We start from the raw sequence: 21,610 nt of genomic DNA on the forward strand, positions 1-21,610 counted from the left end.
ATCATAATCGAAGTTGTGTACTAAGCAGTCAAGGGTCGGCTCGCCGGGTCTCGACAGGCTCGACCACCGAGTTGGCTCGCCGGGTCTCGACAGGCTCGACCACCGGGAGTGGGGCTCGACCACCGGGGTCTCGACGAGCTCGACCACCGGGTCTCGACAGGCTCGACCACCGGAAGTGGGGCTCGACCACGGTCTAGCGTCCGCGCACCCAGCCTGTCTCCTTCTCGAGCACCGCCCCCTCGAGGTCGAGGGCGCCGAGCGATCCCTGCACGGCGCTGACCGACAGGCCGGCCCGGCGAGCGATGTCGGGCACGGTGCGCGCGGCCCGCGTGCTCAGGGCGTCGAAAACGCGTACCTGATCACTCGTGCGGGCGTCGAACCCTGACTGGCCGTCGGAGCCTGGCAGATCGAGGGTGAGGCTCAGCATCCGTTCGCCGACGAGTTCGGCCATCTCCTCGGCCGTGGTCACGCACACGGCGTCGTATTCACGGATCAGCCGGTGGCAGCCGGCCGAGGTCGGCGAGGTGACCGGTCCCGGCACGGCGCCCAGCGGGCGTCCGAGCGCCGCCGCGTGCCCGGCTGTGTTGAGCGACCCGGAGCGCCAGCCGGCCTCGAGCACGACGGTAGCCGCGCTGGCGGCGGCGATCAGCCGATTACGTTGAAGAAATCTCCACTTGGTGGGTGCGGCCCCGCAGGGCAGCTCGGACAGGATGGCGCCACTGGTCGCGATGCGACTGAGCAGGGCATCGTGCCCGCTGGGGTAATAGCGGTCCACTCCCCCGGCGAGGAAGGCCACGGTCAGCCCGGAACTCGCCAGGGCTGCCCGGTGCGCCATTCCGTCGATGCCGTACGCGGCCCCGGAGACGATCAGGAAGCCCCGGTCGACGAGCCCGGCGGAGGCTTCCATCGCCACGTGCTCGCCGTAGCCGGTTGCCGCGCGGGCACCGACCAGCGCGATCGAGTTGGACAGCGCGGTCAGAGCCGTCGGGACCCCCCTCCACCAGAGCGCGATCGGCGCGTGCAGCCCGAGGTCGTCGACACCCGCGGGCCAGGTCGGGTCGGTGGGCACCAGGAGCCGGGCGGACACCCGGGCCGCCTGCTGCAGGGACCGAATCACCTCAGCCGACGACAGCCGTGGTCGCCACCGCTGCAGTCCCTGCTCGAGCAGGGCCGGAAGGTCATCGGTCAGCGGCACCCCCGTGGCCGCCACGGCGTGCGCGAGCCGGGCACCCGACCAGACGTCGAGTACGGCCGTGAGCGCCGGCCCGGCCCCCAGGCCCTGCACCAGCAGTCCGGCAGCGGCGTCTCCCGGCTCTGCGATGCCGGTCCAGGCGGCGCGAGCGAACACGTCGGCGGCGGCCGCTGCATCCGTGGCATCCGTGGCCTCCGCGGCCTCCGGCGATGCGGACCCGACGGATGCCCGCACGCCCCCGGTCAAGTCGACCACCGTGGCTTCCTCCAGCCCGAACAGCATCATGACGTCATTCCCTTCCGCAGGTACAGTGCCTGCCCTACCTGTTCGATGCCCGGCCGGGCGACGCCCTCAAGATCGGCAATCGACCACGCCACTCGGAGCACCCGGTCGTAGCCGCGCATGGTGATGCCGCCGCGTTCGAGCGCGCGGTCGAGGGTCGCTGTGGCCGCGCCGCCGAGACGGGCCTGGGATCCGCGCAGCCACGGCCCGGGCACAGCGGAGTTCAGTGTCCACGGGGTGCCGGAGAGACGCTCCGCGGCGGCGGACCGGGCTTCAACCACCCGTTTCCGGGCGACAGCGCTCACCTGGCGAGGTGTCTCGGTGGCCATGCGCAGCTGGGCCGCGGTGATGCGCTGCACCTTGAGCTGGATGTCGATGCGGTCAAGCAGCGGGCCGGAGATGCGGGCCAGGTACCGTCGCCGGGAACTCGGCGGGCAGGTGCAGTCCAGGTCGGCGGCGCCGTACTGGCCACAGGGGCACGGGTTGGCGGCCATCACGAGTTGAAAGCGGGCTGGGAAATGCGCGACACCGTTGGCGCGGTGGATGCTGATCACCCCCGATTCCAGCGGCTGCCGGAGCGCGTCGAGCACCGCGGAGGCGAATTCGGGGGCCTCGTCGAGGAAGAGTACGCCGTGCGAGGCCCGTGCCGCGGCACCCGGCCGGATCTGGCCGCTGCCACCGCCGACCATGGCCGCCGCTGTGGCCGTGTGATGCGGCGCCTCGAGCGGAGGCCGGGTGATCAGGGTGTGCCCCACGCCCCGGCCGCTGAGCGATCGCATGGAGCTGACCTCGAGGGAGGCCTCGGGGTCGAGGTCGGGCAGCAGCCCCGGCAACCGGGCCGCCAGCATGGTCTTGCCGGCGCCGGGAGGCCCGACCATGAACACATGATGACCGCCGGCCGCGGCGATCTGCAGGGCCAGGATCGCGTCGTCGTTGCCCACGATGTCGGCCAGGTCCGGTTCGGACGTCTCCGCCGCCGCATCGTCGGGCGCCGGGATGGGGTCGACCTGCACGGGTTCGAGGTCGGCCCCGTGCCAGATCGCCGCGTCACGGAGGGAGGCGACGCCGATCACGCGCACCCCCGGCACGAGCGAGGCCTCCTCCACATTGCCGGCCGGGACCATGACGGTCTCGTGCCCCAGCCGGGACGCGGCGATCACCGCCGGCAGCATGCCCGGCGTCGGTCGTAGCCGCCCGTCGAGGGCCAGTTCACCGATGTGCACCACCCGGCCCACGGATGCGGGAGACACCACCTGGTCGGCCCCGAGGCAGGCCAGCGCGATGGCCAGGTCGAAGCCCGACCCGTGCTTGGGCAGCGACGCCGGGGACAGGTTGATGGTGAGCTTGTTGCGGGTGAGCGGGCAGCCGGAGTTCTTCGCTGCAGCACGCACGCGCTCGGTGGCCTCCGACAGGGCCGCATCGGGCAGCCCGATCAGGATGATGCCCGGCAGCTGCCCGGAGATGTCGGCCTCCACCTCGACCAGTGCCCCGGTCAGCCCGACCAGGGCCACCGCATGCGTGCGCGCGAGCCCCATCAGAACACCCCCTTCAGGTGCTCGATCACGGGTTCGACACCGGGGCGGATGATCACGGCGATCGCGTCGACGCGGATGCGGGGTGGCCGGGCCTCCGCCTGCTCGCACCAGGCGGCCGCGAGGCGACGCAGCCGCGCGAGCTTGGCGACGGTGATGGCCTCGAACGGATGCCCGAACCGGGTTCCGGAGCGCGTCTTCACCTCGACGAAGACGACCTCTCCCCCGATTTCGGCGACCAGGTCGATCTCGCCCTGCGCGCAGCGCCAGTTGCGCTCCACCACCCGGTAGCCGGCGGCGGCGAGGAAGAGCGCGGCGCACTCCTCGCCCTGCCTGCCCAGTTCGTCTTTGCGTGCCACGTGCACCTCCGCAGCCCAGCGTGGCGGGCCGGCACCTCCGGCACTCGCGCGGCCGGCAGACTGTGCGCTCACCGCTGCCGCTCCCACTGGGGAGGACCGGCCGCTGGTGCCCACCACTGGCACGAACCGACACCTTTGAGGGGTGGGAGCGGCGGAGCACCCCTCAAAGGTGTCGGTTCGCCGGCTACAGGCCGAGGGCGGTCAGTTCTGCGTCCATCCGCTCGGCGATGGCGGCATTGCCGGCGTCGTTGGGGTGCAGGCCGTCATCGGCCATCCACTCGGGGTGCCCGTCGAGCCAGTGTGAGGCGCCGGCGATGTAGTCGGCATCGACTTCGAGCGCGGCCGCCCGCACCCATCCGATGATCTGCTCCACGGATTCCGGCCGCTCGTCGGTGTACCAGAACGGTTCCACGGCGATGATGCGTGCCTCGGGAAGTGCCTCCCGGATCCTCTCGAAGTCACGGATGACCGCCGCCTCGATCTCGTCGGCACGGGCCGGCATCGAAAAGTTGTCGTTGAGGCCCATGGTGCTGATCACCACGTCCGGCCGGGCGGCGATCACCTGGTCGACGATGTCGTCGCCCGACCTGCGGTTGTTCACGAAGCCGAGGCCGTCACGGCTCGGGTTGACCTCGGTCCAGCCGCGCCCGGACGAGACGATGGTCGACCAGCGCAGTTCCGGCGCCGACGCCCCCATCCCGCGCGTGTAGGAGTCGCCGTAGAACGCCACCACGATCTCGCCGGGGGCGCGGTTCGCGGCTCCGGGACCGGCCTCGCCCTGGCCGCGGATCAGGACGCCGCCGGCCACAGCGACGACCGCCGCCAGCAACACGGCGGCGGCGATCCAGAGGGCAGGGTGTCGTCGAGGTGTCATGACACTGATTCGGAGGCACGGTTTCCGCGGTTTGGTCGCACGCTCGGTCCCGGCATGCTCAGCGCACCAGCCGGGGCACCGATGCACCGGATGCCGCGTTCCCGGCGTCCGCGAACATGGCATCCGTCTCGCGCAGCACCCGCAGCACGTTGGCACCGGCCAGCGCGGCGAGGTCGGCGGCAGGCCAGCCGCGGCGGGCCAGTTCGCCGAGCAGACCGGGGTAGCCGTCGACGCCCTCGAGTCCGGCGGGAAACTCGTCGGTGCCGTCGAAGTCGCCGCCGAGGCCGATGTGGGCCACGCCGGCGACACGGCGGGCGTGCTCGATGTGATCGGCGACATCCGTCAGCGTCACGACGGGGGCGGGGCCGGCCTGGTCGCCCTCGAACCACACGGAGTAGTCCTCGGACAGGAACTGGGGCACGAAGGTGAGCATGAACACTCCGCCGTTGGCCGCCAGACGCCCCAGTACGTCGTCGGGCACATTGCGCGGGTGGTCACTCAGCGCCAGGCAGCAGCTGTGGCTGAAAATGACGGGCGAGTCGGTCGCGTCGAGCGCCGCGTGCGCTGTGGCCGGGGAGACGTGGGAGAGGTCGACCAGCATGCCCAGCCTGTTCAGTTCGCGCACGTAGTCGACGCCCCTCGCGTTGAGGCCGCCGTGCACGGGTTCGTCGGTACCCGAATCGGCCCAGGTCGTGTTGTGCACATGGGTGAGGGTGAGGTAGCGCACACCGAGCCGGGCGAACATGCGCAGCACGGCAGGGGAATCGTTGAGGCTGTGCCCGCCCTCGGCGCCCAGCAGCGAGGCGATGCGTCCGGCGGCGCGGGCGGCCTCCACCTCGAAGGCGCTCCGCGCGATGGCGAAGTCGTCGGGGTAGCGCGCGGCGAGGCGGTAGACCCAGTCGATCTGCTCGAGTGTGCCCTGCACGGCGTCGGCGCCGACGTGGTCGTCGCTGACGTAGACCGACCAGAACTGCGCCCCGACCCGTCCGGCCCGGAGCCGCTCGATGTCGGTGTCGGAGGCCAGCCCGCCCTCGAGTCCCTCCACGGAGTAATCCCGGGCCTCGCGGCACTCCCACGCCCAGTCGTTGTGGCCGTCGATCAGTGGTGCCAGGGCGAGCGCCTGCTCCACGACGACGGATGCCCGAGCGGATGCCGCGGCGACAGACGCTGCGCCGAATGCCGCGGCGACCGCGGGCCCGGGAGGAACTGGTGTGCTCATGACACCACGCTAGTGCCGGCCGGCACGGGCGGGGGATGGAAGCCGCCTACAGTTGTATCGGCCCGGTCGGGGTCCGGCATATCCCCGACGGCCCGCAACAGACAGCCTGAACCAGTTAGGACCCGCTCTCATGATGGGTGCGCACCATGCCATGACCGGCGCCGCCGCCTGGGTCGCCGTGACGGCGACCGCCGGCCACGGCCTCGGCCTCTTCCCCGTCACGCCAGTGGGCACGATCGCCGGCGCTCTGCTCTGCGCCGGGGCGGCTCTCCTGGCCGACGCCGACCACAACTCAGCCACCATCTCCCAGTCCGTGCCCGTGCTCGGCCGGCTGGTCACCACCGGGATCTCCCGAGCCTCCGGCGGTCACCGGCACGGTCTGCACAGCCTGCTCGGCCTCGCCTCGGCCTGGCTGCTCGCCACCGTGATCGGGCTGGTGCTCTGGGAACCGGTGTGGGCGACGGAGCCGGTGCGCGTGGGCCCGGCCCTGATGAGCGCCGCCGCGATCGCGTTCGCGGCCAAGGTGCTGGGTCTGTCGAATAAGAAGTGGGGGGTGGCGTGGCTGATCGGCTTCGCGGTGGCGGCCTTCATCGCCGTCTTCGCCCCGGAGCAGCAGTCGTGGTTCGTGGTCTGCGTCACGCTGGGCTACGGCGTGCACCTGCTCGGCGACCTGCTCACCACGGGCGGGCTGCCCCTGTTCTGGCCCTGGATCCCGAAACCGCCCCGATGGTGGCGGAAGGTGCCGGTGCTCGACAACCTGTGGTCGTCCGGCGGCTACCTGGCCGTGCCGCTGCTCGGCAACGCCGGCTCCCTGCGGGAATGGCTGCTGCTCATCCCGGTCACCGTCTATGCCGGCTACGGCATACTGTTCGCACTGTTGGAGACCTGGGACGTGGACCTGGCATCGGTGCTCGTGGATATCGCGGCGGCGCTGCCGCTGTAGCGCCGCCGGAGTTCGCCCGGCCATCCGTCGCCCGGCGACCGGCCATCTCCTAGGCTGGAGGCATGGGACTGCGCAATCAGCTGACGGATCTGCAGATGAAGACGATGAGCGTGCTGCACCGCGCGGTGCTGAAGGCCTCCGGCGGGCGCCTGCTGTCTTCGTTCGGATCGATGCCGGCGGTCGAACTGCACACCATCGGCCGGTCCAGCGGCAAGCGCCGCACGACCATGCTCACCGCCCCCGTGCACGGGAACCGGCGCTTCGTTCTGATCGCCTCGAAGGGCGGTGACGACCGCCACCCGCAGTGGTACCTCAACTTGGTTGCGAACCCCGACGTCGAGCTGACCGTGCACGGTGACACCCTGAAGCTCAGGGCGCGCACCGCGACCCCCGAAGAGAAGGCCGAGCTCTGGCCGCAGATCGTGGCTGCCTACCGAGGTTACGACGGGTACCAGCAGAAGACCGGCCGGGACATCCCGGTCGTGATCTGCGAGCCTCGGCCCCGCTGACCCGACCGGGTCAGCGGGGCGTTGTGATCAGACCAGGGTGATCAGACCAGGGCGGCCGGCGTGCTGAGCACCTTCGGGAACACCGGCGGATGCACGCCGGCCATCTCCTCCAGTACCCGGATGACCTGGCAGCTGTAGCCGTATTCGTTGTCGTACCAGACGTACAGCACGGCCTTGTTGTCGGTGCAGATGGTGGCGAGCCCGTCGACGATGCCGGCCCGCTTGGAGCCGAGGAAGTCGCTCGAAACGACCTCGGGCGAGTCGATGTAGTCGATCTGTTTGTGCAGCTCGGAGTGCAGCGACATGGTGCGCAGGTACGTGTTGAGTTCGTCCCGCGTGGTGCCCTGCTCGAGGGTGAGGTTGAGGATCGCCATCGACACGTCGGGCGTGGGCACACGGATGGCGTTGCCGGTGAGTTTGCCCGCCAGCTCCGGCAGCGCCTTGGCCACGGCCTTGGCTGCCCCGGTCTCGGTGAGCACCATGTTCAGGGCGGCGCTGCGGCCGCGGCGGTCCCCCGAGTGGAAGTTGTCGATCAGGTTCTGGTCGTTGGTGAACGAGTGCACCGTCTCCACGTGGCCGTCCCGGATGCCGAAGCGGTCGTTCACGGCCTTGAGCACGGGCGTGATCGCGTTGGTGGTGCAGGATGCCGCCGTGACGATGGTGTCGTCCGGGGTGATGGAGGCGTGGTTGATGCCGTGCACGATGTTCTTCAACGCGCCCTTGCCCGGCGCGGTGAGCAGCACCCGGGCGACCCCCGGGCAGGCCAGGTGCTGGCTCAGTCCCTCGGCGTCGCGCCAGCGTCCCGTATTGTCCACCACGACGGCGTCGTGGATGCCGTACCGGGTGTAGTCGACCGTGGCCGGATCGCTGGAGTAGATGACCTGGATCAGCGTGCCGTTGGCGAGGATGGTGTTATTGACCGGGTCCACGGTGATGGTGCCCTCGAAGGGGCCGTGCACCGAGTCGCGGCGCAGCAGGCTCGCCCGTTTGACGAGGTCGTTGTCGGAACCGCGGCGCACCACGACGGCCCGCAGGCGGAGCCCCTGTCCGCCACCGGCGTGGTCGATCAGGATGCGCGCCAGGAGCCGCCCGATCCGTCCGAAACCGTAGAGGACGACATCCGTGCCCGCGGGGACGGAGTCGCCCTGGCGGTCGACCACGTCTGCGAGCTCGGCACGGAGGAATTCCTCCAGGCTTCGTCCGGCACCCTCCAGCTTGTACGCCATGGCGAGGCGGCCGAGGTCGATCGACGCGGTGCCGAGCCGCAGCGTGCTGAGCACCTGGAGCAGCGGCAGGGTCTCCTCGAGCGGCAGTTCCACGTCGTCGATGTGCCGTGCGAAACGGTGCGCTTTGAGCAGACCGATCACCGATTGGTTCACCAGCCCCCGACCATGCACGCTCGTGACGACGTCGTTTTCCCGATATAGCCGACCGATCAGGGGAATCATCGCTTCCGCGAGTGCCTCCCGGTTGATCCACGTGGCCCTGGCGCGATCAGATTCCTGAAGCAAAAGACATACCCTTCGTTCTCGACCGCATCGTTGCGCCGAGTGTGCAGACCCTGCGGCCTGAGTATTCGTTGTGCTACTCGTCGAGCGCGAGTTCCTTCGGGAGTTCGAACTCCTTGGAGGCAAGCTCTTCGACGTTGACGTCCTTGAACGTCAGAACGCGCACCGATTTCACGAACCGGTCGGAACGGTAGACGTCCCAGACCCAGACATCCTTCATAGTCAGTTCGAAGTAGAAGTCGTGCTCCGTGTCACGGCGCACCAATTCCACCTCGTTCGCGAGATAGAAGCGTCGCTCGGTCTCGACGACGTACTGGAACTGGCCCACGACGTCGCGGTACTCGCGGTACAGGGCCAGCTCGACCTCGCGGTCGTAGTCCTCGAACTCATCTTCTTCCATGGTGTCTCAATCTTACGCTGTGATCTTCAGCCAGGATTTGCGGTGCAGCACGGCGGGGCCGAGCAGGGCGATGGCGTCCATGTGCGCTGCGCTGCCGTAGCCCTTGTTGCCGGCCCACTGGTAGCCGGGAGTCACGGCATCCGCCGCGATCATCAGCGCGTCGCGGTGCACCTTGGCGATCACGGATGCCGCCGCCACCGACGCGCAGTCCTGGTCGGCCCGCACCCGGGTCACCACGTTCAGCGGGGTATTGAGCGCCTTGTTCAACCAGTCGTCGTTGCCGTCCAGGAGCACCACGGCGCCGGTCACGTCGACCCCGGCCGCGTGCAGCTGCCCGAGGGCGCGTTTGCCGGCCAGGCCGAGCGCGGCGATGATGCCGAGCTGGTCGACCTCCAGCGCCGAGGCGAGGCCCACTGCGGACTGCAGGGCCCAGTCCGCCGCCAGCGGGGCGAGCAGCTCGCGCCGGGGCTGGCTGAGCATCTTCGAGTCGCGCAGTCCGGCCGGGATGGCGGCAGAGGCGGCGTTCACGACGGCAACCCCCACGCCGACGGGTCCGGCGAGGGCACCGCGGCCCACCTCGTCGCAGCCGATGACGCAGGTTGCCCCGGCGGCCAGCAGGGCCAGTTCGACGTCGAGGGTCGGGTCCACGACCGCCATCTACCTCGTCTCCGTGGGGATGCCCTGGAAGACCTCCGGGTAGTCGTCGAGCCAGGTCCACCGGGCCATCGGCCAGCTGATCACCATGGCGCGGCCGACGACGTTGTCGACCGGGACGAATCCCCTGCCCGGGGTCTCGGTGTTGTAGCGGGAATCCTTGGAGTTGTACCGGTTGTCACCCATCACCCAGAGCGAGCCCTCCGGAACGACGATGTCGAAGTCATCCTTGGACACGCTCGTTTCGCCGGCGGGGAGCGAGACATAGGGTTCGGCGATCGGAACGTCGTTGACGCTCATCTGGCCGAGCACGTTGCAGCACGTGACGTGGTCGCCGGGCAGCCCGATGACGCGTTTGATGAGGTGGTCGTTGCTGTCGGGCGCGGACAGCCCCACCGCGGACATCACCCAGTCGGCGGCGGCCACGACGGGGTTCTGTTCGAGCGGGACCTGCGGCAGCAGCCATCCGCCCGGATCCCGGAACACGACGACGTCGCCGCGGGTGATCGGGATCAGATCGGGTTCGAGCTGATTCACGATGATGCGGTCATTGACCAGCAGCGTGGTTTCCATCGACCCGGACGGGATATAGAACGAACGGATCAGGAAGGTCTTGATCAGGAACGAGATGAGCAGGGCCACCACGAAGATGACCAGAAGGTCGCGAATGAATCGTGCAACGCCGCGCTTGGTGCGCTTCGTTTCTGTTCCCCGGCGATCGGATCGCAAGGGCAGAGGATTGTCTGTCATTAAACCGCCTGAGCTCCTGACCCAGTGTACGGGTGAGGAGCTCAGGGGGAATCCAGCTAAAGCTGAGAGTCGACTGCGACGGGTATTAGTCGCGCTTCTCTTTGATCTTGGCCTTCTTGCCACGCAGGTTGCGCAGGTAGTACAGCTTCGCGCGACGCACGTCACCACGGGTGATGACCTCGATGTGGTCGATCACCGGGGAGTGCACCGGGAAGGTACGCTCGACGCCGACCTGGAAGCTGACCTTGCGAACGCAGAACGTCTCGCGCACGCCTTCGCCGGAGCGTCCGATGACGACTCCCTGGAAGACCTGCACACGAGAGCGGGCGCCCTCAACGATGTTGACGTGGACCTTGACGGTATCGCCGGCGCGGAAGGCCGGGATGTCCTTGCGGAGGGATGGTGCATCCACCTGGTCGAGAATATGCATATTGGTTCGCTCTCTGTATCCGCCACAGGACGACTACGGCTTATGTTGTCCGACACGCGAGGCGTGCGGAACAGCAAATGAATGAGTGTGTGTCATGCCGATACGGTGCAGCTCCCCTGTGGCAGAGGCTTGCTACGGCACAATCGCCCATTATGTCACGAAAACGAGCCTGCCTGCAAAAGGTGCACCCAGGGCCGGCGAGAGAACGGAGTGAAGCCTCCGGGGCTATCCGGCCTGGTCGCCGCCGGTGTTCCGGGTGTTCCGGTCGGGCGGACCGTCATCGTTCAGCGGGCTCTCCCGAACGATGATCACGGAGGGATCCGGTGTGGGGGTGAAGCGGTCGGTCGGCGGGATCGTCGGCGGCACCCCGTTCGGCGAGACGGGACCGCGCGCCGTCTCCTCCACGAGCAGCATCATGGCCCGCATACTGCGGCGGGCGGCGGCGTACAGTTCCCAGATCGAGAACCAGAAGGCGCCGAGCCCGACCAGGATCACGAGTGCGGCCAGTCCCGGCGCGACACCATAGGTGAAGCCCATGGCGATGATGAGACCGTGCCAGAGGGTGAGGACGCCCACGTCCGGCCACGACACCATCCGGGCGCTGCGCACCTCGGAGCGGGCGAAGAAGATCAGGCTCACGGCCAGCAGGCCGACCCCGACCACAAGGCCGGTGAAGAAGCTGCCGACCACGTCCCAGCCGCCGCTCCCGTAGACGGAGGCACCGATCAGAAGCCACGCCGGAAGAACGACGACGGCGATGAACTGCCAGTAGTAGAAGACCCTGCGTACGAACACGGGATCAGACTACCCGGCCAGTCCGGGCGGGACCGCTCAGTTCGCTGGCGGCAGAAGGTCCGGGCGCACCCGGGCCGTGCGCTCGAGCTGCTGCTCGCGCCGCCACGCGGCTATTGCGCCGTGGTTTCCGCTCAGGAGCACCGGGGGAACGTCGAGTCCGCGCCAGGCCGAGGGTTTCGTGTAGCTCGGGTATTCGAGCAGGCCGTCCTCGTGGGATTCTTCGACGAGACTCTCCGGGTTGCCGACGACGCCCGGGATCAGCCGGCCGACGGCCTCGATCATGGCCATCACCGCCACCTCTCCCCCGTTCAGCACATAGTCGCCGAGGCTGACGAGCCGCACCCGACCCTCCACGGCGAAGTGGTCGAAGACCCGCTGGTCGATGCCCTCGTACCGGCCGCACCCGAAGATCAGGTTCGACTCCCCGGCCAGTTCGCGGGCCATGGCCTGAGTGAACAACTCACCGGCGGGAGACGGGAAGATCAGGAGCGGAGCGGCATCCGTTGCCGCCGGTACGTCTTGCACGTCGGAGAGGATGGCGTCGATCGCGTCACCCCACGGTTCCGGCTTCATCACCATGCCGGCGCCGCCGCCGTACGGCGTGTCGTCGACGGAGTGGTGCCGGTCGTGCGTGTGGTCGCGCAGATTGTGCACCCGCAGATCGATCAGGCCCGACTGACGGGCCTTGCCGACCAGGGAGACGTCGAGGACGGAGAAGAACTCCGGAAAGATCGTGATGATGTCAATGCGCACAGGAGAAGTCTACGAGCGAATGAGCGTGGGCTCGGCGGGCGCAGCGTCGGCGGCGGCACCGACCTCGGCGACCTCGGCGGCGGTCCTGGCCCGGTTCACCCTGGTGCGGTGCGAGAAGTAGATCGGCAGCGCGGTGAACAGGACGGCACCGAGGAAGTTGCCGAAGAGCACGGGCGCCTGGTTCCAGACCCACCACTGACCGATCGTGATATCCGCGCCGAGCATGATCCCGGCCGGGATGGCGAACATGTTCACGATCGCGTGCTCGAGCCCGAGGCTGAAGAACGTGGTGACCGGCAGCCACATGGCGAGGATCTTGCCGCCCGTCGACTTCGACGTGTAGAACATGATCGTGCCGATCGCGACCATCCAGTTGCAGAGCATGGCCTTGATGATCGCGACCAGGATGCCTCCGGCACCCACGGCCTCATAGGGCAGCACCTTGTGCTCGGCGAGGTGGATGATGGCCTGGATCATCGGGTCGGAGGTGTCCGTGCCCAGATAGGTGATCGACGCGGTGTAGAGGAAGGCGTAGAGTCCGGCCCCGACGAGGTGGGCGACGATGACCACGAAAAAGTTCGTCAGCCCCCGGGCGATCGTCGTGCGCCCCTCCATGATCGCGAGCGGGATAAGGGCAAAACTTCCGGTGACCAGTTCGAGACCCAGCAGGAGGATCATCGCGAAGCCGACCGGGAAGAGCACAGCCCCGACGATCGGCAGCCCGGTCTGGGCGGCGGCGGTTAATGCGACGGTCGTGGCCGCTCCGAGGATGGCCCCGGCGAGCACACCCCGTACCGCCATTTGGCCGATGGTCAGCCTCGTCTTGAGAACACCGGAGTGAATAATGTCATCAATGAGTTGATTCGGTTTAACGTACGACATGCGACGGTGCTCCTAGAAAAAAGGGTGCCGCGTCGTGACGAGGAGGGGAGCCGGTCGGGCGCGGCGCGCCTCTCCCCAAGGGTGGGTCAGCTCCGGCCGGGGACTCCGTCGATCTCGATCTCGGCCTCGGGTTCTGATTCAGTTTCGGGGGCAGCCGGGGCTGCGGTGGTGTCGGCGTCGTTCCCGACGCTCTCGTCATCGTCGTCCGGTTCCTCCGGGAGCTCTTCGAGCAGTCCGGGAGGTGGGGTGATGGTGACGATTCCGGTCGTGATGTCGACGGACGGCACGATGGCCTTCACGAACGGGATCATCACTTCGCCGGCCGGGGTCTTCACGATCAGCAGGTCTTGCGCGGGGAGATGCTCCAGCCGGGCGATAGTGCCGATCTTCTCACCGTCGCGAACGACCGCAAGGCCGATCAGCTGGTGGTCGTACCAGGCGTCTTCTTCGCCGGACTGTTCCGCATCGTCCTGGTCGATCCAGAGGATCGCCTTGGCGAGGGCCTCGGCCGCTTCGCGGTCCGGGACATCCTTGAAGAAGCCCACCGCGTGCTGGTTGTACCAGCGGAGCTCGACGAGCTCGATTTTCTTGCCGTGCCACGGGGAACCCGTGGGTACCTGCAGGGTGAACACGGCGCCCGGGACGAAACGTCGTCCCGGGTCATCCGTGAACAATTCCAGCTTGATCGCTCCCTTGAGGCCGTGCGCCTTCGTCAGGCGCCCAACCCTCAACTGGCTGCGCGGGCTAGTGCCGTCGTTCACCGAACTCATATCCAACTACTCATTTACCAGTTCAGAAATCGGTGTCGACGACGTCAACACGCACGCGCCGACCATCGGCCAGCGCAGCCACGAGGGTGCGCAGGGCCTTGGCGGTGCGCCCGGAACGGCCGATCACGCGGCCGAGGTCTTCGGGGTTCACGCGAACCTCGAGCACCTCGCCCCGGGGGGACGTCTGGGCGACAACATGCACATCGTCGGGGTGATCAACGATCCCCTTGACGAGGTGCTCAAGCGCGGGAGCGAGCAAAATTACGCCTTGTCCTCTTCGGTTGCCTCTGCGGCAGCCTCGGACTCCTTGGGCGCCTCTTCCTTGGCCACGGGCTTGTCAGCCTTCGGCTTCAGAACCGGCTTCTTCTTCTCGTCGGCAACGAAAGGAGCCTTCGGCTCCTTGAACTTCACCGTGGAGACGGCGTTCTTGTCACCCTTGAAGATGCCCCAGTCGCCGGTCAGCTTGAGGAGAGCCTCAACCTGCTCGGTCGGCTGTGCGCCAACGCCCAGCCAGTAGAGCGCACGCTCGGACTTGACCTCGATGACGGAGGGCTCCTGCGTGGGGTGGTAGATGCCGATCTCTTCGATGACACGACCGTCGCGCTTGGTGCGCGAGTCGGCAACGACGATGCGGTAGTACGGTGCACGGATCTTACCCATGCGCTTCAAACGAATTTTGACAGCCACAATTCTCCTGTGTATTTGATTTTTGGCGAACTGAGGGCCGTGAGCGTGGGGGCACACTCGGCACAAGCTCAATAAGGTTTTTTCCTGCGCCTGAGTAGAGGGTCGGACGCAAGAGAACTCGACTAATCATTCTGTCAGACATCGACGACTTTGTGATAATCGACCGCCTGCAGCGAGGCCGGGCGAATACCGCCCCGGTATCGGCCAGGCCGGGCCCGGCGTGCAGGCTGTGGCGCCGGTGAGTGAATCGGTGTCAGGATTGTCACAAAACCACACCCGAACGGGTGCACCAGGATCGGAAGGACCGCGCGTGGGGATCGAATTTGCCCGGTCAGAACGGTCAACCATTGGCATCGAGTGGGAGCTCGCCCTCGTGGACCGCGAATCGGGAGACCTGGTCTGCCTGGCCGACGAGGTACTGACGGCGCTGGCCGGAGCCGACGGCACGCCGCATCCGCACATCACCGGGGAATTGCTTCTGAACACCGTCGAACTTGTTTCGGGCGTGCATCACACCGTCGCGGGCGCCGTCGCGGATGTCGCGGCCCAGGTTGACGAGGTACGGGCGATCACCGATCCCCGGGGCGTCGAACTCATCTGCAGCGGCTCGCATCCGTTCAGCCAATGGTTCGATCAGGAGGTCACGGACAAGGCGCGCTACCACCGTCTGATCGACCGGACCCAGTGGTGGGGGCGCAACATGATGATCTGGGGCATCCACGTTCACGTCGGGATCGAGGACAAGGCCAAAGTCATCCCGATCCTGAACGGTCTGCTCGGCTACCTGCCGCACCTGCAGGCGTTGTCGGCGTCCAGCCCGTTCTGGGCAGGCGTCAACACGGGCTACGCGTCCAACCGGGCCCTGATGTTCCAGCAACTGCCCACAGCCGGTCTCCCGTGGATCCTCGAGGATTGGGAGGCCTGGGAGCGCTATGTGGCCGATATGGAGGCCACGGGCGTGATCGACGACGTGACCGAGGTGCGCTGGGACATCCGCCCGTCTCCGCGGTGGGGAACCATCGAGGTGCGCGCCTGCGACGGCGTGTCCACGACGGAGGAGCTCGGGGCGATCGCCGCGTTCATCCAGTGCCTGGTCGACTGGATGAGCGAGCGGCTCGACGCCGGCGAGACGGTGGCGTCGATGCAACCGTGGTTCGTGCGAGAGAACAAATGGCGTGCGGCCCGCTATGGCCTGGAAGCCGAGATCATCACGGATGCCACGGGCGCTCAGAGCCCGGTGAAGGACGATGTGCACCGCCTGATCGGGGTTCTCTCCCCCGTTGCCGACCGGCTGGGCTGCTCGAACGAATTGCGCAGCCTCGACCGGATCATCACCGAAGGCGCCAGCTATCAGCGGCAGCTCCGGGTCGCCGAGGCCAACGGAGGCAGTCTGCCGGCCGTCGTGGCGTCCCTGAGCCGCGAACTGCGCACGGGAATCCCCGCCATCCTCTGAGCGGCCTGCCCGGCGGCAACTGTTGCCGTGTCGGACAACTGTTGCCCGCGCACCGGCAACAGTGGTCCGATTCGGGAACAGTCAGCTCCCGCAGAGCCTCGGGAGCGGCTGACGTCAGAGGGCGGCGCAGCCGACGGATGTCTAGAGCGCGTTCTTGCTGTCGCGCCAGGCCAGCCAGTCGGTGAGCGGGGCCAGGTCGTAGTGCGGCCCGGACAGGCCGAGGGTGAACAGGCGCGCGCCGAGGTCGTAGAGCTGGTCGGCCTCCTGGACCGTACGCCCCCGCAGTTCGGTGGAGATCTCGATCTCAGCCAGGTCCCGGCCCACCGTGTCGCACCAGCCGGAGAGCACGCCGAGTTTGTGCTCGAGCACGGCCGGGGTGGAGAACGAGTGCCAGATGTCGGCGTGCTTGGCCACGATGCGCAGGGTCTTCTTCTCCCCGCCGCCGCCGATCAGCACGGGGATGTCGCGCACGGGCGGCGGGTTCAGCTTCGCCCAGCGCGCCTCGATCCGCGGCAGATCGACTGCCAGGGCGTCCAGACGGCTTCCGACACTGCCGAAGTCGTACCCGTACTCGTCGTAGTCGCGCTCGAACCAGCCGGAGCCCGTGCCGAAGATGAACCGTCCGCCGCTGATGTGGTCGATGGTTCGCGCCATGTCGGCCTGCAGGTCGGCGTTGCGATAACTGTTGCAGTTCACCAGAGCCCCGAGCTGAATGGTGGAGGTCTGCTCGGCCCAGGCCGCCAGGAGAGTCCAGGACTCGAAGTGCAGGCCGTCCTTCTCGCCGGACAGCGGGAAGAAATGGTCCCAGTTGAACGCCACGTCCGTGCCGAGAGCCTCGACCTCGGTCAGGGTTTCCCGGATCTTCGGGTACAGGGCGTGCTGCGGGGCGATTTGCGCGCCGATGCGCACCCGGCCGGGCATGGAGGACGCAGCGGAGGAGGTCATGCGCTCATCCTAAACCGGCGGCCGGGTGCTACCGGCCGAGCATCTTCTGCAGCGCGGCCATCTCGTCCTCGGTGGGTCCGCCGGCCTTCTTGGAGCCGCCGAGGCCGAAGCCCGTGCCGCCGCCGGCACCCGCGGGCAGGGCCGCCTTCTCGCCGGACGCGAGGGCCAGGTTCTCCGCCGCCCGCTTGGCCGGGTTGCCTGACTTCGAGCCCTTCTTCTTGGGTTGCGGCTTGCCGCGGCCGCCGCCGCCCATTCCGCCGGGAACCGGGCCCATACCGGGGATGTTGGGCATGCCGCCCTTGGCGACCGTCTTCATCATCTTGGCGGCCTGCTCGAACCGGGACACGAGCTGGTTCACCTCGGTGACGGTGGAGCCGGCACCGCGCGCGATGCGCAGCCGGCGGGACCCGTTCAGAAGTTTCGGGGTGGTGCGCTCGGCTTTGGTCATCGACTGGATGATGGCCTCGGTGCGCACGATCTCGCGCTCGTCGAAGTTCTCAAGCTGCTGCTTCATGGCGCCGGCGCCCGGGAGCATGCTCATCATCTTCTTGATCGAGCCCATGTTGCGCAACTGCTGCATCTGGCCGAGGAAGTCGTCGAGGGTGAAGCTGTCGGTGGAGAACTTCTCCGCCATCTTGCGGGCTTCGTCTTCGTCGAAGGCACCCTGTGCCTGCTCGATCAGGGTGAGGATGTCGCCGAGGTCGAGGATGCGGCTGGCCATCCGGTCGGGGTGGAACGGCTCGAAGTCGTCAAGGCTCTCACCGGTCGACGCGAACATGATCGGACGACCGGTGATCGACGCCACCGACAGGGCAGCGCCGCCTCGCGCGTCGCCGTCGAGTTTGGACAGGACCACACCGGTGAAGTCGACGCCGTCCTGGAACGCCTTGGCGGTGGCCACGGCATCCTGGCCGATCATCGCGTCGATCACGAAGAGCACTTCGTCGGGATCGATGGCCTTACGGATGTCCGCGGCCTGCTTCATCATCTCAGCGTCGACGCCGAGGCGCCCGGCGGTGTCGACGATGACCACGTCGTGCATCTTCTGCTGGGCGAATTTCACGCCGTCGCGGGCGACCTTGACCGGGTTACCGATGCCGTTGCCGGGCTCCGGCGCGTAGACGGGCACGCCCGCCTGGGCACCGACGACCTCGAGCTGGGTGACCGCGTTCGGGCGCTGCAGGTCGGCTGCTACCAGGATCGGGGTGTGCCCGTCTTTGACGAGCCACTTCGCCAGTTTGCCGGCGAGGGTGGTCTTACCCGCACCCTGCAGGCCCGCGAGCATGATGATGGTCGGCGGCTTCTTGGCGAATTCGAGCCGGCGCTGCTGGCCACCGAGGATCTCGACGAGTTCCTCGTTGACGATCTTGACGACCTGCTGAGCGGGGTTCAGCGCTTTGCTGACCTCGTCGCCGAGGGCACGCTCGCGCACCTTGCCGGTGAAGTCCTTGACCACCTCGAGGGCGACGTCGGCGTCGAGCAGCGCCCGACGGATCTCGCGAACGGTGCCGTCGACATCCGCCGCGCTGAGCTTGCCCTTGGTGCGGAGATTCTTGAACGTCTCGGCCAGGCGATCTGAGAGGTTTCCAAAAGTAGCCATGATGCGTTTAGTTTAACCGGTCGCGGAGCCTACGGTTGTTCGGGTGCGCAAACCGCACTCGAAGTCAGGAGTCATCATGTCCGTTGTCGTCGTCGCCATCCTCACCCCGAAGCCCGGTCGCAGCCAGGAGATCCTCGACGCCTTCGCCGTGGTCTCCCCTCTGGTGCACGCCGAGCCGGGCTGCGAGCTGTACGCCGCTCACACCGACGGAGACCTGGTGGTCATGGTCGAACGCTGGGCCAGCCCCGCCGACCTGGCTGTGCACGCGACGGGCGCGGGTATCGCCCGGCTCGGCGCTCTCACCGACGACGCCCTCGCCGTGCCCACCGACGTCAAGGTGCTGCAGAACGTGCCGCTCGGCGAACCGGCCAAGGGCACTATTCAGTAGGGAGGCTCTCCCCCGCCGGGTCGACGGCCCGGTTACTGCTCGACAGCGATGAGCACAGGGTCGCCGTGCACGTCGATCGTGACGACGAGCAGGGCATCGGTGTCATCGGGGCTGATCGAGTATTCGAGCACCGCGAAGTGCTCTTCGCTGCGGAAGTGGTGGGGGTGGAAGCCGATCCGCTGCAGCTGGATGGACCGCAGGAAGTCGATCTGCTTGTCGCCGGAATCCCAGATCAGGGCGTCGTCGAGCACCTCGGGATCCATTTCGTCGAGCTCGGTCGTGATGTAGGCACTCGTGATCGAGGCCTCCTTGCTCAGGTCGGCGACAAGCGATTCGCGGGCCTGGGAGTCGAGCTCTTCGATGGCGTTGACCATGGCAGCGGCGATGTCGAGCGCCTCCGTGGAGACGGACTCCTCGTCGGGCGAGCTGAGGTCGATCTGCACGTCCTGGTCACCCAGTTCGGCCGTGTCCGACCAGTAGACCTCGCCAGCGTCGTCGCTGCCGAGGATTCCGAAGAAGTCGTGTTCGATGGTCATGGCTTTCCTATCCGACGAGTTTTTGTGCGAAAACGTGCGGCGTGAAACCGGTGAGGTCGTTGATGCCCTCACCCTGGCCCACAAGTTTGATGGGGATGCCGGTCTTCTCCTGCACGGCCAGCACGAAGCCACCCTTTGCGGATCCGTCCAGCTTGGTCAGCACGAGCCCGGTCACGCCGGCATGCTGGATGAAGGCCTCGGCCTGGGCCAGCCCGTTCTGGCCGGTCGTCGCGTCGAGCACCAGGAGAACCTCGGCGATCGGGGTCTGCTTCTCGATCACCTTGCGGATCTTTGTCAGCTCGTCCATCAGACCACCCTTGGTCTGCAGGCGCCCGGCGGTGTCGATGATGACGATCTCCGTGCCGTCCTTCAGGGCTCGCTCGACCGTCTGGAAGGCGACGGATGCCGGGTCCTGGCCGTGCGCCTGCGGCCGCACGATGTCGGCGCCCGCGCGTTCGGCCCAGGTGGCGAGCTGTTCCACGGCGGCCGCGCGGAAGGTATCGGCGGCCCCGATCAGCACGCTGCGGTTGTACGTGCGCAGGAACTTCGCGAACTTGCCGATGGTCGTGGTCTTGCCGACGCCGTTGACGCCCACGACGAGCACGACGGCGGGCCGCGCGCTGAGGTTGAGGGTGGAGTCGAGCTTGGAGAGCCGTTCCTCGAGGCCTTCTCGAAGCATCCGCTGCAGGTCGGTCGGGTCGGTCGTGTTGTACCGGGCGACCTTGGCGCGCAGGTCGGCCACGATGGCCTCCGTGATGCTGGGCCCGAAGTCGGCCTGGATGAGCGCGTCTTCGAGGTCGTCCCAGGTCTCCGCGTCGATTGTCTTCTTCGCGAACATTCCGCGCAGTGCGCCGGAAAGAGACCAGGGGGTGCGTTCTGCCATACCTACAGCCTATGGCTCGCGCGGTGGCTGCGCCGCTCTGCCGGTGGCGTGCCACGCGCGCTGCGGCGCAGGGTGCGCGCACGACGAGATCGGCCCCACCGGACGTCTGACATGTACGGTCACACGGCGACCCCGACCCGGCAGAATGGTGGGGTGACAGCCCAGACCTCCCCCGCACTCGTCGGCATCGCCCACGGCACGTCTTCGCCGCACGGCCAGGCAGCCGTCGCCGGGCTGATGCGTGCGGTCGCGGACGCGCATCCGGAACTGACTGTGGCTCTCGGATTCGTCGATGTGCAGCACCCGGACACCTCGGAAACCCTGGCCGCACTGCAGCCGAGCCGTTCCGCCGTCGTGGTGCCGCTGCTTCTCTCGGCCGGATACCACGTGCACGTGGACCTGACGGATGCCGTGCGCGCCGAGACCGTGCGCCAGGTGGTGCTCGGCTCTGCCCTCGGCCCGGACGACCGGCTCATCGCCCTCCTGCGGCAGCGGCTCGACGAAGCCGGCCTCGCGGACGATGATGTGGTCGTGCTGGCCGTCGCGGGTTCGAGTGATGCCCGGGCCGTCGCGGACTGCCGAGCCGTGGCGGCCGGGCTCGCCGCGGCATCCGGTCGTGTCATCGCCCTCGGGTTCCTCTCGGCGGCCCGCCCTCCGCTGGCCTGCATGGTCACGCGCACGCGCATTGAGAATCCCGGTCGTCGCATCGTCGCGAGCAGCTATCTGCTGGCTCCGGGGTATTTCCAGGGTCTGGTCGAGAAGTCCGGGGCGGATGTCGTGACCCGGCCGCTCCTGGTACCCGACGAACCGGCACCGCTGTATCTCGTCGACGTAGTGGTCAGCCGGTATCTCAGCGCGGTCTGAAGCCACGATGTAGAAATCTCCGGGGACTTCCGGTCCTAGAACGGCCGACGCGTCGGCCAGACACTGCGACCCTGTCAACGGATGCCGTACCCCGCCCCTCCCGCCCCGGTCGGCGGTTAGGCTATGCGATCGCCCTCGCGATCAATTCTCTGCTGTTCTACGCGGTCAACGTATGGCCAGGGTGGCAGGTGGTGCCATTCCTCACCGAGGAGACCCAGGAGGTGCTGGATCTGGTCAACCTCTCCTTGATCGCGGGAATGATCGCCAATGGCGTGTACGTGTTCGTCGATGGTCCGGCGGTGAAAGCTCTCGGCGACCTGTTCACTCTCGGGATCGGCGATGCGCCCCGGCGGGCGGCCCCGGACGCGTGACTTGCGTTCCCGATTGGTGGAGGCACGGACA

General features: G+C 67.7%; 26 protein-coding genes. 6 read left to right on the plus strand and 20 right to left on the minus strand.

All coding sequences use genetic code 11. The features are described from left to right. Nucleotides 1-193 precede the first annotated feature (193 nt). From dprA to E3T49_RS13705, 5 genes are all read right to left on the minus strand, one after another. Nucleotides 194-1,477 carry a DNA-processing protein DprA gene (dprA, locus tag E3T49_RS13685; protein ID WP_134425448.1) on the minus strand — a complete coding sequence of 428 codons (1,284 nt, stop codon included), beginning with the start codon at nt 1,475-1,477 and terminating at the stop codon, nt 194-196. After that, on the minus strand, nt 1,474-3,009 hold the full coding sequence (locus E3T49_RS13690; RefSeq protein ID WP_134425449.1) for a YifB family Mg chelatase-like AAA ATPase: 1,536 nt from the start codon (nt 3,007-3,009) through the stop codon (nt 1,474-1,476). The genes dprA and E3T49_RS13690 overlap by 4 nt, the downstream gene beginning before the upstream one ends. Next, on the minus strand, nt 3,009-3,365 hold the full coding sequence (locus tag E3T49_RS13695; protein WP_134425493.1) for a YraN family protein: 357 nt from the start codon (nt 3,363-3,365) through the stop codon (nt 3,009-3,011). The genes E3T49_RS13690 and E3T49_RS13695 overlap by 1 nt, the downstream gene beginning before the upstream one ends. Before the next feature lie 184 nt (nt 3,366-3,549). Further along, nucleotides 3,550-4,239 carry an SGNH/GDSL hydrolase family protein gene (locus tag E3T49_RS13700; RefSeq protein ID WP_134425450.1) on the minus strand — a complete coding sequence of 230 codons (690 nt, stop codon included), beginning with the start codon at nt 4,237-4,239 and terminating at the stop codon, nt 3,550-3,552. A gap of 58 nt (nt 4,240-4,297) precedes the next feature. Continuing rightward, nucleotides 4,298-5,458 carry a dipeptidase gene (locus tag E3T49_RS13705; RefSeq protein ID WP_134425451.1) on the minus strand — a complete coding sequence of 387 codons (1,161 nt, stop codon included), beginning with the start codon at nt 5,456-5,458 and terminating at the stop codon, nt 4,298-4,300. A gap of 130 nt (nt 5,459-5,588) precedes the next feature. Here E3T49_RS13705 and E3T49_RS13710 point away from each other — a divergent pair, with 130 nt between their 5' ends. Both E3T49_RS13710 and E3T49_RS13715 read left to right on the plus strand, forming a co-directional pair. Next, nucleotides 5,589-6,401 (plus strand): metal-dependent hydrolase, encoded by an 813-nt coding sequence (locus E3T49_RS13710; RefSeq protein ID WP_134425452.1) that lies wholly within the window; start codon nt 5,589-5,591, stop codon nt 6,399-6,401. Between the two features lie 62 nt (nt 6,402-6,463). Continuing rightward, complete coding sequence (locus E3T49_RS13715) at nt 6,464-6,910, plus strand: nitroreductase family deazaflavin-dependent oxidoreductase (protein ID WP_134425453.1); 447 nt, start codon at nt 6,464-6,466, stop codon at nt 6,908-6,910. 41 nt (nt 6,911-6,951) lie between these two features. On the opposite strand, the gene E3T49_RS13720 is transcribed toward E3T49_RS13715, so the two are convergent. From E3T49_RS13720 to rpsP, 11 genes are all read right to left on the minus strand, one after another. After that, nucleotides 6,952-8,421: a glyceraldehyde-3-phosphate dehydrogenase gene (locus E3T49_RS13720; protein ID WP_134425454.1), complete on the minus strand. Its 1,470-nt coding sequence runs from the start codon at nt 8,419-8,421 to the stop codon at nt 6,952-6,954. Between the two features lie 73 nt (nt 8,422-8,494). After that, nucleotides 8,495-8,818: a DUF2469 family protein gene (locus E3T49_RS13725; RefSeq protein ID WP_066596196.1), complete on the minus strand. Its 324-nt coding sequence runs from the start codon at nt 8,816-8,818 to the stop codon at nt 8,495-8,497. Nucleotides 8,819-8,830: 12 nt separating this feature from the next. Next, entirely contained in the window at nt 8,831-9,475 is a 645-nt protein-coding gene (locus tag E3T49_RS13730; RefSeq protein WP_134425455.1) for a ribonuclease HII, read from the minus strand. Beyond that, nucleotides 9,476-10,222 carry a signal peptidase I gene (gene lepB, locus E3T49_RS13735; RefSeq protein ID WP_134425456.1) on the minus strand — a complete coding sequence of 249 codons (747 nt, stop codon included), beginning with the start codon at nt 10,220-10,222 and terminating at the stop codon, nt 9,476-9,478. It lies immediately after the preceding gene. An 85-nt stretch (nt 10,223-10,307) separates the two neighbouring features. Continuing rightward, the gene (gene rplS / locus E3T49_RS13740; protein ID WP_134368536.1) at nt 10,308-10,652 is read right to left on the minus strand and encodes a 50S ribosomal protein L19; all 345 of its coding nucleotides are present in this window, start codon (nt 10,650-10,652) and stop codon (nt 10,308-10,310) included. Between the two features lie 225 nt (nt 10,653-10,877). Continuing rightward, nucleotides 10,878-11,447, minus strand: coding sequence for an MFS transporter (locus E3T49_RS13745; RefSeq protein WP_134425457.1), 570 nt, complete (start codon nt 11,445-11,447; stop codon nt 10,878-10,880). Between the two features lie 36 nt (nt 11,448-11,483). Beyond that, complete coding sequence (gene trmD / locus E3T49_RS13750; RefSeq protein ID WP_134425458.1) at nt 11,484-12,200, minus strand: tRNA (guanosine(37)-N1)-methyltransferase TrmD; 717 nt, start codon at nt 12,198-12,200, stop codon at nt 11,484-11,486. A 9-nt stretch (nt 12,201-12,209) separates the two neighbouring features. Beyond that, nucleotides 12,210-13,082, minus strand: a complete 873-nt coding sequence (locus tag E3T49_RS13755; RefSeq protein WP_134425459.1) for a formate/nitrite transporter family protein — start codon at nt 13,080-13,082, stop codon at nt 12,210-12,212. A gap of 86 nt (nt 13,083-13,168) precedes the next feature. Beyond that, a complete protein-coding gene (gene rimM / locus E3T49_RS13760) occupies nt 13,169-13,852 on the minus strand; it encodes a ribosome maturation factor RimM (RefSeq protein ID WP_134425460.1) in 684 nt (227 codons plus the stop codon). Nucleotides 13,853-13,874: 22 nt separating this feature from the next. Then, entirely contained in the window at nt 13,875-14,111 is a 237-nt protein-coding gene (locus E3T49_RS13765) for an RNA-binding protein (protein WP_134425461.1), read from the minus strand. Nucleotides 14,112-14,113: 2 nt separating this feature from the next. Beyond that, a complete protein-coding gene (gene rpsP / locus E3T49_RS13770; RefSeq protein ID WP_134425462.1) occupies nt 14,114-14,539 on the minus strand; it encodes a 30S ribosomal protein S16 in 426 nt (141 codons plus the stop codon). 310 nt (nt 14,540-14,849) lie between these two features. On the opposite strand from rpsP, the gene E3T49_RS13775 reads away from it, so the two are divergent. After that, a complete protein-coding gene (locus E3T49_RS13775) occupies nt 14,850-15,992 on the plus strand; it encodes a glutamate--cysteine ligase (RefSeq protein ID WP_134425463.1) in 1,143 nt (380 codons plus the stop codon). Between the two features lie 141 nt (nt 15,993-16,133). Here the strand turns inward: E3T49_RS13775 and E3T49_RS13780 are convergent, their stop codons facing one another. Both E3T49_RS13780 and ffh read right to left on the minus strand, forming a co-directional pair. Then, a complete protein-coding gene (locus E3T49_RS13780) occupies nt 16,134-16,937 on the minus strand; it encodes an LLM class F420-dependent oxidoreductase (protein WP_134425464.1) in 804 nt (267 codons plus the stop codon). Nucleotides 16,938-16,965: 28 nt separating this feature from the next. Next, nucleotides 16,966-18,537 (minus strand): signal recognition particle protein, encoded by a 1,572-nt coding sequence (gene ffh / locus E3T49_RS13785; protein WP_134425465.1) that lies wholly within the window; start codon nt 18,535-18,537, stop codon nt 16,966-16,968. Nucleotides 18,538-18,613: 76 nt separating this feature from the next. Here ffh and E3T49_RS13790 point away from each other — a divergent pair, with 76 nt between their 5' ends. Next, nucleotides 18,614-18,925 (plus strand): putative quinol monooxygenase, encoded by a 312-nt coding sequence (locus E3T49_RS13790; RefSeq protein ID WP_134425466.1) that lies wholly within the window; start codon nt 18,614-18,616, stop codon nt 18,923-18,925. 32 nt (nt 18,926-18,957) lie between these two features. Here the strand turns inward: E3T49_RS13790 and E3T49_RS13795 are convergent, their stop codons facing one another. Both E3T49_RS13795 and ftsY read right to left on the minus strand, forming a co-directional pair. Continuing rightward, nucleotides 18,958-19,461, minus strand: a complete 504-nt coding sequence (locus E3T49_RS13795; protein ID WP_134425467.1) for a DUF2004 domain-containing protein — start codon at nt 19,459-19,461, stop codon at nt 18,958-18,960. A 7-nt stretch (nt 19,462-19,468) separates the two neighbouring features. After that, nucleotides 19,469-20,344: a signal recognition particle-docking protein FtsY gene (gene ftsY / locus E3T49_RS13800; RefSeq protein ID WP_134425468.1), complete on the minus strand. Its 876-nt coding sequence runs from the start codon at nt 20,342-20,344 to the stop codon at nt 19,469-19,471. A gap of 153 nt (nt 20,345-20,497) precedes the next feature. On the opposite strand from ftsY, the gene E3T49_RS13805 reads away from it, so the two are divergent. Both E3T49_RS13805 and E3T49_RS13810 read left to right on the plus strand, forming a co-directional pair. Then, nucleotides 20,498-21,208: a sirohydrochlorin chelatase gene (locus E3T49_RS13805; RefSeq protein WP_241972825.1), complete on the plus strand. Its 711-nt coding sequence runs from the start codon at nt 20,498-20,500 to the stop codon at nt 21,206-21,208. A gap of 191 nt (nt 21,209-21,399) precedes the next feature. Beyond that, on the plus strand, nt 21,400-21,579 hold the full coding sequence (locus tag E3T49_RS13810; RefSeq protein ID WP_134425470.1) for a hypothetical protein: 180 nt from the start codon (nt 21,400-21,402) through the stop codon (nt 21,577-21,579). Nucleotides 21,580-21,610 lie beyond the last annotated feature (31 nt).

This window comes from Cryobacterium cryoconiti, assembly GCF_004403065.1.
GTDB lineage: Bacteria > Actinomycetota > Actinomycetes > Actinomycetales > Microbacteriaceae > Cryobacterium > Cryobacterium cryoconiti.

What these genes read in the sequence shown, in the direction of transcription:
- dprA (WP_134425448.1), bottom strand. Translation starts at nt 1,477, where the DNA reads ATGATGCTGTTCGGGCTGGAGGAAGCCACGGTGGTCGACTTGACCGGG.
- E3T49_RS13690 (WP_134425449.1), bottom strand. Translation starts at nt 3,009, where the DNA reads ATGGGGCTCGCGCGCACGCATGCGGTGGCCCTGGTCGGGCTGACCGGG.
- E3T49_RS13700 (WP_134425450.1), bottom strand. Translation starts at nt 4,239, where the DNA reads ATGACACCTCGACGACACCCTGCCCTCTGGATCGCCGCCGCCGTGTTG.
- E3T49_RS13705 (WP_134425451.1), bottom strand. Translation starts at nt 5,458, where the DNA reads ATGAGCACACCAGTTCCTCCCGGGCCCGCGGTCGCCGCGGCATTCGGC.
- E3T49_RS13710 (WP_134425452.1), top strand. Translation starts at nt 5,589, where the DNA reads ATGATGGGTGCGCACCATGCCATGACCGGCGCCGCCGCCTGGGTCGCC.
- E3T49_RS13715 (WP_134425453.1), top strand. Translation starts at nt 6,464, where the DNA reads ATGGGACTGCGCAATCAGCTGACGGATCTGCAGATGAAGACGATGAGC.
- E3T49_RS13725 (WP_066596196.1), bottom strand. Translation starts at nt 8,818, where the DNA reads ATGGAAGAAGATGAGTTCGAGGACTACGACCGCGAGGTCGAGCTGGCC.
- E3T49_RS13730 (WP_134425455.1), bottom strand. Translation starts at nt 9,475, where the DNA reads ATGGCGGTCGTGGACCCGACCCTCGACGTCGAACTGGCCCTGCTGGCC.
- lepB (WP_134425456.1), bottom strand. Translation starts at nt 10,222, where the DNA reads ATGACAGACAATCCTCTGCCCTTGCGATCCGATCGCCGGGGAACAGAA.
- rplS (WP_134368536.1), bottom strand. Translation starts at nt 10,652, where the DNA reads ATGCATATTCTCGACCAGGTGGATGCACCATCCCTCCGCAAGGACATC.
- E3T49_RS13755 (WP_134425459.1), bottom strand. Translation starts at nt 13,082, where the DNA reads ATGTCGTACGTTAAACCGAATCAACTCATTGATGACATTATTCACTCC.
- rimM (WP_134425460.1), bottom strand. Translation starts at nt 13,852, where the DNA reads ATGAGTTCGGTGAACGACGGCACTAGCCCGCGCAGCCAGTTGAGGGTT.
- E3T49_RS13780 (WP_134425464.1), bottom strand. Translation starts at nt 16,937, where the DNA reads ATGACCTCCTCCGCTGCGTCCTCCATGCCCGGCCGGGTGCGCATCGGC.
- ffh (WP_134425465.1), bottom strand. Translation starts at nt 18,537, where the DNA reads ATGGCTACTTTTGGAAACCTCTCAGATCGCCTGGCCGAGACGTTCAAG.
- E3T49_RS13790 (WP_134425466.1), top strand. Translation starts at nt 18,614, where the DNA reads ATGTCCGTTGTCGTCGTCGCCATCCTCACCCCGAAGCCCGGTCGCAGC.
- E3T49_RS13795 (WP_134425467.1), bottom strand. Translation starts at nt 19,461, where the DNA reads ATGACCATCGAACACGACTTCTTCGGAATCCTCGGCAGCGACGACGCT.
- ftsY (WP_134425468.1), bottom strand. Translation starts at nt 20,344, where the DNA reads ATGGCAGAACGCACCCCCTGGTCTCTTTCCGGCGCACTGCGCGGAATG.